General features: G+C 70.3%; 2 protein-coding genes. One reads left to right on the forward strand and one right to left on the reverse strand.

What is annotated here, in order from left to right; all coding sequences use genetic code 11:
• Nucleotides 1–174: 174 nt before the first annotated feature.
• Nucleotides 175–1,758: an alpha/beta hydrolase gene (locus ACFWX1_RS43865; RefSeq protein ID WP_378395843.1), complete on the reverse strand. Its 1,584-nt coding sequence runs from the start codon at nucleotides 1,756–1,758 to the stop codon at nucleotides 175–177.
• Between the two features lie 140 nt (nucleotides 1,759–1,898).
• Here ACFWX1_RS43865 and secA2 point away from each other — a divergent pair, with 140 nt between their 5' ends.
• The gene (secA2, locus tag ACFWX1_RS43870; protein WP_378395833.1) at nucleotides 1,899–4,229 is read left to right on the forward strand and encodes an accessory Sec system translocase SecA2; all 2,331 of its coding nucleotides are present in this window, start codon (nucleotides 1,899–1,901) and stop codon (nucleotides 4,227–4,229) included.
• The last annotated feature ends 64 nt before the right edge of the window (nucleotides 4,230–4,293 follow it).

The following is a 4,293-nucleotide window of genomic DNA, read 5'->3' on the forward strand; positions in this document are numbered from 1 at the left end:
CCCGCCCTCTGGTGGGTGTGTGGGTCTCGTCAGCGCGCGGGCGCGGCGGGGGGGGGGCGGGGGGGGGGGGGGGGGGGGGGGCCCCCCCCCCCCCCACGTCAGGACCATCGCCATCGCGAGCGCGACGGGAGCGTGACGTGACCGGGCCATCGGCCGATCGTCCCAGCCGGGCGTTCAGGACGCCGAGCAGCGCTTGCCCTCCGCGGGGAGCGTGCCGTCGACGAGGTAGTCGGTGCCTGCCTTGTCCACACACCCGACGCCCTGCAGGAACACGGTGTGCTGGGTGCCCTCGAACGTGAGCAAAGCTCCCTTGAGTGCCTTCGCCAGGTTCACCCCGGCCTGGTACGGGGTCGCCGGGTCGTTGGTCGTCGAGATGACCAGCAGCTTCGGCAGGCCCTCGACGTTCGGCAGATGCGGCTGGGAGGTGTTCGGCACCGGCCAGAACGCGCAGGCGTCGCGGGCCGAGCTGGCCGGTCGGCCGTCGTCGAGGAAGGGCGCCACCTGGACGTACTTCTGTTGCGCCTGCTCGATCGTCTTCGGGTCGGTGACCCGTGGGTCGTCGACACAGCGGATCGCGGTGAACGCGTCCTGTGTCGTCCCGTAGCGGCCGTCGGTGCCACGTTCGTTGTAGAGATCGGCGAGCTTTTCGAGGGTGGCGCCGCGCTGCCGCTTCAGCTCGTTGAGCCCCGAGTTCAGCGAATCCCACAGGCTCTGCTGGTAGAGCGCCTGGATCGTCGCGGTCGTGGCGTCCTCGTAGGAGAGCTTCCGGCCGTCGCCGACGGGGACCGGGAAGTCGATCAGCGGGCGCACCAGGTCCTGGTAGGCCTTCACCGCCCCGCCGGCGTCGGGCCCGAGCGCGCAGTCCTGCTGGCCGGCACACCATCGGGCGAATTCCCCGAACGCCTTGCCGAATCCGGCACCCTGCGCGACCAGCGACGCGGTCGCGTCCTGCTGGGGGTCGACGGCGCCGTCGAGGATCATCGCGCGCACATTGCGCGGGAACTCCTCGGCGTAGGTGGTGCCGATCCGGGTGCCGTAGGAAAAGCCCAGGTACGTCAGCTTCTCGTCGCCGAGCACCGACCGGAGGACGTCCATGTCCTTCGCGACGTCCCGGCTGCCGACGTTGGCGAGCATTTCGTCGCCGTGCTGCGTCCGTTGCGCGCACTTCGCGGCGAAGTCCTTTTTCTGCTGCTCCTGCTTCGCGACTCCCGCGGGCGAACCGTCGGTCTCGATGTCGTCCGCACGGTCGGCGTCACGTTCGACGTCGGTGAAGCAGCGGATCTGCGGTTCGCTGGCGCCGATCCCCCGCGGGTCGAAGCCGACCAGGTCGAAACGCTTTCCGAGCGCGGTGTTCGCGGTCTGCCCGGCGAGGCTGGCCGCGGCGGTCATCCCGGAGGCGCCGGGCCCGCCCGGATTGACCACCAGCGAGCCGATCCGCGAGCCCTGGTCGGTCGCCTTGCGGCGGAGCAGGCCGAGCGTGATCGTCGATCCGTCCGGTTTGCCGTAGTCCAGCGGCACGGTCAGCCTGGCGCACTGGACATCTTTCGTACGAAACGCGGATTTCGCTTCGGCGGAGGTCGCGTAGGGTGCGCAGTCGGCCCAGGTCACACTCTGTCCGTAGAACCGCTCCAAACCGGCGGGTACCGGCCCGACCGGTGCGTGCGATTCGGTCGACGGCGCGGGCGGCGCGGACTTTTGCCCCGTCGAGCACGCGGCCAGCGTGACGGCGAGCAGGCCGGACGCCGCGAGCGCGGCGATTCGGCGGGTACGGGACCTGGCGCTGATGTGGGGAGGCACGGTTGGATCGTGCCATCCGGGCAGGCGCGGAACTCGGACGCACCTGTCCCGCGTTGGTCGGGACGGGGTGTGCTCGGACACAGATAGACGGGAGACCAGGGGTGGCAGCACTGATCAGCCGGGTGGGCAAGCGGCTCCGCCGGATCATCCAGCGGCCGGGCAGCGTCGAGCTGACCCGGTACGAGGCACTGCTGCCCGCCGTCGAAAAGCTCGAACCCGAACTGGAGAAGCTTTCCGACGAGGAGCTGACCGAGCGCGCGGGCAAGGTGCGTGAGGTCACGGACTTCGGCGACGACCAGCTGGTCGAGGTGTGCGCGCTGGGCCGCGAGGCGGCGCGGCGCGCGCTGGGCGAGCGGGCCTTCGACGTCCAGGTGCTGGGCACCATGGGCCTGCTGACCGGGCATGTCGTGCAGATGGAGACCGGTGAGGGCAAGACGCTCGCCGGCGCGCTGGCGGCGGCGGGTTACGCGCTGCGTGGCAAGCGCGTGCACGTCGTCACGGTGAACGACTACCTGGCGCGACGCGACGCGGAGTGGATGGGCCCGGTGTACGCGCTGCTCGGCGTGTCCGTCGGCTGGGTCGAGCCCGCGCACTCGCGGGAAGACCGCAAGGAGGCCTACGCGAAGGAAGTCACCTACGGCGCCGTCGCCGAGATCGGCTTCGACGTGCTGCGGGACCGGCTGGTCACCCACGAGGAGGATCTCGTCCAGCCAGACCCCGAGATCGCAATCGTCGACGAGGCCGACTCGGTGCTGGTCGACGAGGCGCGGGTGCCGCTGGTCATGGCCGGGTCGATCGACCACACCGACGCCGACGAAGAGGTCGCCAACGTCGTCCGCCGGCTGCGGCTGGGCCTGCACTACGAGACCGACTCCGACGGCCGGAACGCGTGGCTGACCACCGCGGGGGCCTCCGTGGTGGAGAAGTCGCTCGGCGGCATCGACCTCTACGGCGACTCCGGCTCGGAGCGGCTCGCCGCGGTGAACGTAGCGCTGCACGCGCACGCGCTGCTCACCCGCGACGTCGATTATCTGGTCCGCGACGGCAAGGTGCAGCTGATCAACGCCGCCCGCGGCCGGGTCGCGGAGTTGCAGCGCTGGCCGGACGGTCTCCAGGCCGCCGTCGAGGCGAAGGAGCAGGTCACCGCCACCGACCGTGGCGAGATCCTCGACTCGATCACGGTGCAGGCGCTGCTCGCGCGCTACCCCGAGGTCGCGGGCATGACCGGTACCGCGGTCGCGGTGGCCGAGCAGCTGCGCGAGTTCTACAAGCTCGAGGTCGCGGTGATCCCGCCGAACACGCCGAACGTGCGAGAGGACCTGCCGGACCGGATCTTCGCGTCGCCGTCGCAGAAGCTGCGGGCGATCGAGGACGAGATCCGGAAGGTGCACGAGACCGGGCGGCCGATCCTGGTCGGCACCCAGGACGTCGCCGAGTCCGAGGAACTCGCGGAGAAACTGGCGAAGGTCGATCTCGAATGCGTCGTGCTGAACGCGCGCAACGACGCGGAGGAAGCCGCGATCATCGCCGAAGCGGGCAAGCGCGGCGCGGTCACGGTCTCGACGCAGATGGCGGGCCGCGGTACCGACATCCGGCTGGGCGGCACCGACGGCTCGAGCCGCGAGGAGGTCGTCGAACTGGGCGGGCTGCACGTGATCGGGACCGCGCGCTACCCGTCGAGCCGTCTCGACGGCCAGCTGCGCGGCCGGTCCGGGCGGCAGGGCGACCCCGGCAGCGCGATCTTCTTCGCCAGCCTCAACGACGAACTCGTGCTCTCGAACGCGCCGGACATCCCCGAGGGCATCGACTCGGATCCCGACACCGGCGAGATCACCGACCCGGCCGCGCTACGACAGCTCAACCACGCCCAGCGCGTAGCCGAGGGCGTCGACCTGGAGATCCACCGCAACACCTGGCGGTACACCCGGCTGATCGAGCGGCAGCGCGGCGACCTGCTGGCGCACCGCGACAAGGTGCTGCGGACGGCGCTGGCGACCGAGGAGCTGGAAAAAGCGCAGCCGGAGAAGTTCGGCGAGCTGAAGGAGAAGCTCGACGACGAAGCCCGCCTGGAGCAGATCTGCCGTGAGGTGCTGCTGTACCACCTCGACCAGCTGTGGTCGGACCACCTGGCGTACCTGACGGACGTGCGCGAGAGCATCCACCTGCGGGCGCTGGCGCGGGAGACGCCGCTCGACGAGTTCCACCGCGCGGCCATCCCGGAGTTCCACAAGATCATCCCGGAGTCGGTCTCGCGCGCGGCGAAGACGCTGGAGGAAGCCGAGATCACCGACGACGGGATCGATCTGGCCGACGCCGGCGTGCGTCGGGCGAACACGACGTGGACCTATCTGGTGCACGACAACCCGTTCGACTCGGACTTCGAGCAGACGATCAAGAAGGTGCGCAGCATGATCCGGCGCAAGAAGTCCTGACCTCGGCCCGGAGGTGAGCAAGGGACCTTTGCTCTCGTTTGCTGAGCAACGCTCAGCGAGCGAG

Source organism: Amycolatopsis sp. NPDC059021 (genome assembly GCF_042739895.1).
In the GTDB taxonomy this organism is placed as follows: domain Bacteria; phylum Actinomycetota; class Actinomycetes; order Mycobacteriales; family Pseudonocardiaceae; genus Amycolatopsis.